The following is a 2,707-nucleotide window of genomic DNA, read 5'->3' on the forward strand; positions in this document are numbered from 1 at the left end:
GGTTATCCAGTGCATCGGAGGCCGGTAAAAGTATAGGTATTGTAACGTTCAGCTCCGCACAACAAATCCTTATCAATGATTTGCTGGATAAGTTGCTGGCAGGCCGACCCGACCTGGAACGGTTAGCAATGGAAAAAGAGGAGCCGCTGTTTATCAAAAACCTGGAAAATGTACAGGGCGATGAACGTGATATCATTTTATTTTCCACTTGTTATGGCCCCGATGCAGAAGGAAAAATAAGTTTAAATTTTGGTCCAATTAACCGCGAAGGAGGGTGGAGGCGATTAAATGTGGCCGTTTCAAGAGCAAGGGAAGAAATGATGGTTTTTTCATCCATGCGGTCTGAACAGATTGATCTACGGCGTACCGCATCAGTAGGAGTGGCTAATTTAAAAGCGTTCCTGTCATACGCGGAAAAAGGTAAAATGTCACTGACAAGAAAATCTATAGCAAAGGATAGTAAGAATAGTTTTGAGGAACTGGTGGCAGCGGCACTAAGGGAACAGGGTTATGAAGTTCATACGCATATTGGTAGTTCCGGCTTTAAAATCGATATAGCGGTTGTTGATCCCCGTAACCAACATCATTATTTGCTGGGGATCTGTACAGATGGCTGGAATTATTACAAGGCGGAAACAAATCGCGACCGGGAGATCATCCAACCCGATGTCTTAAAGGGGTTGGGCTGGAATTTATTTAAACTGTGGGCTGCAGAGTGGTGGGAAAAGCCGGAATCCACGTTAAACCGACTGCTTGCCGTTTTGGAGGAGTTGAAACAAAATGAATCGGTGACAAAGTTTTCGGAAGAAGTATCCGAATTGCCGGCTTTGCCGGTTGTAGCTGATAATGAGCAGGCTCCTAAGGCGGTTTCCTTGCAACGTATGTACCGGCCTGCCCTGCTTCGAAGAAAACCCGATTCCTTTGCGGAAGAATTTACGGCGCCTTCTAATGAGGCGTACATATTGGAGCAGTTGCGGGATTTACTGGAAGCGGAATCGCCGATCAGCAGGCCCCTGGCCTATAAACGAATTTTAACAGCTTGGGGAATAGCGCGTTTGGGTATGAAAATAAATGGGCAGTTAGATAAGCTGATTCTTTTAACCGGGTGCCGGGAGGTAGACGAAGGTTATAACCGTTTTTTGTGGGCGGCCGGTCATACGGAACTGGCTGGATATCGCAGGTCTACGCTCAATGAATTCAAGCGTGCTGCCGAGGATATTGCACCGGAAGAAATTGCACTGGCTGTAAAGGAGGTTCTATTGAATCAGATAAGTTTAACCCGGGCAGATCTGTTGAAGGAAACGGCTCGTTTACTGGGATTTGCGCGGCTGGGTACATCGGTGGAAACAGTTATTGAAAAGGGGATCCGGCGTGCGATTGAACTTGGATATGCGGCGGAAAACGGGGATCGGATTCAGTGAAGACGTCAGACAGGTGTTAGGACACCGTCCTAACACCTGTCTGACGTCTTCACGTAGGCAGAGGGCGTCATGCCAAACTGCTTGTTAAAATCGCGGGAAAAATTACTGACCAGGCTGTACCCCACCATATCGGAAACCTCATTCACCTTATACTTTCCGGATGCCAGCAATTCGGCCGCCTTCTTCAAACGGGTAATATTAATCAGCTCATTTGGCGTTAGATCCGAAATAGCTTTGATCTTACGATACAAGGTCGTACGGCTCATATTCATCAACCGGCATAACTGGTCCACATCCATGGTATGGTCCTCTATTCGCTCGTCAATAGCCGCACCCAGCTTTTCCAGAAAATCAATATCAGCCTTTGAACTGGCCATGCCCCTCAAATGCGTAATAGGAGACCGCGCAAAATACTCGCGGATAATTTTGCGGTTATTCAATAAATTGCTGATCTGCGCCTGCAAATGATCGAAATCAAACGGTTTTTCGATATACGCATCTGCCCCTACTTCCAACCCCTCTATTTTCGCATGCAGCGTATTTTTAGCCGTTAGTAAAATAATCGGGATATGGCTGTATTCGATATTGGTTTTAATCCGCTTACACAACTCAATTCCATCCATTACCGGCATCATAATATCACTTATCACCAATTGTACATTCTCACCCGCTAATATATCCAGCGCTTCTTCGCCGTTTTTAGCCCGGGATATCAGGTAATTCGCCATCAGTTCCCGCTGCAAAAAAACCGCAATTTCCTTATTGTCTTCCACCAGTAGAATATGCAATTTTACATTATTGTCAGCCGGTAAATTGCCTGCTGAACTAAGAACAACTGGCTCCTCTGCCCCATACTCCTCCAAAAAATTAATTTCATTTTCCTGATGAATCGGAATCGTTAACTGAAACAGGTTCAACAGGCCATTTGGTTCCTTTAATTCCAGTACTCCCTTGTGTAATTCTGTCAACGATCTTGATAAAAGACAAGCCTATTCCCGTTCCCGGCTGCTTTTCTGTTTCCTTTAACCGGTAAAAAGGGGCAAAGATCTTTTCTTTCTGATCGCTCGGAATAAGATAACCATCATTACTCACTTCAATCGTAAAAACCGTGTCTTCGCTACTAAAGGGTAATAACTTTACCAATATGCTGGATTTGGCGTATTTAACCGCATTGTTAATCAGGTTCAGCAGAATTTTTCGAAACGCCTCCGTATCTACATATGCCTGCAAATTAATCCTGGGTGTTTCCAACTGAAGAGCAATTTCCTTCTCTTCCGCCATAGCTC

General features: G+C 45.1%; 3 protein-coding genes. 1 reads left to right on the top strand and 2 read right to left on the bottom strand.

The window, feature by feature from the left end:
* Positions 1-1,421 (top strand): DUF3320 domain-containing protein (locus tag A1D16_RS14605; protein ID WP_290710786.1); only part of this gene is annotated, 1,421 nt, incomplete at its 5' end.
* A 29-nt stretch (positions 1,422-1,450) separates the two neighbouring features.
* On the opposite strand, the gene A1D16_RS14610 is transcribed toward A1D16_RS14605, so the two are convergent.
* On the bottom strand, positions 1,451-2,389 hold the full coding sequence (locus tag A1D16_RS14610) for a response regulator (protein WP_290710788.1): 939 nt from the start codon (positions 2,387-2,389) through the stop codon (positions 1,451-1,453).
* Positions 2,295-2,707: HAMP domain-containing sensor histidine kinase (locus A1D16_RS14615; protein WP_290710790.1), on the bottom strand; the 413-nt coding region annotated here is incomplete at its 5' end. The genes A1D16_RS14610 and A1D16_RS14615, both read right to left, overlap by 95 nt.

The organism is Flavihumibacter sp. CACIAM 22H1 (assembly GCF_001601815.1).
In the GTDB taxonomy this organism is placed as follows: domain Bacteria; phylum Bacteroidota; class Bacteroidia; order Chitinophagales; family Chitinophagaceae; genus Flavihumibacter.